Origin of the sequence: Tolypothrix sp. VBCCA 56010, from assembly GCF_050875635.1 — a bacterium.
Classification (GTDB): Bacteria; Cyanobacteriota; Cyanobacteriia; order Cyanobacteriales; family Nostocaceae; genus Hassallia.
Genome location: NZ_JBPAOH010000524.1, coordinates 1 through 238, shown reverse-complemented (window position 1 = coordinate 238; position 238 = coordinate 1). Strand labels below are relative to the sequence as shown.

The 238-nt window shown below is 47.9% G+C and carries 1 protein-coding gene; it reads left to right on the top strand.

Annotated features, from left to right (window positions below; genetic code table 11):
* On the top strand, positions 1–238 hold a 238-nt coding region (locus tag AABK37_RS42205; RefSeq protein WP_432557304.1), incomplete at both ends, for a tetratricopeptide repeat protein.

Here is a 238-nt window from a genome sequence, read left to right as displayed (position 1 = left end):
CTCTACCAATCCCAAGGACGGTACAGTGAAGCTGAACCACTGTACCAAAAAGCTTTGCAACTAACGCAACGCTTGCTGGGAGAAGAGCATCCCGATGTTGCCATGAGTTACAATAACCTGGCATTGCTCTACGAATCCCAAGGACGGTACAGTGAAGCTGAACCACTGTACCAAAAAGCTTTGCAACTTTATCAACGCTTGCTGGGAGAAGAGCATCCCCATGTTGCCATGAGTTACA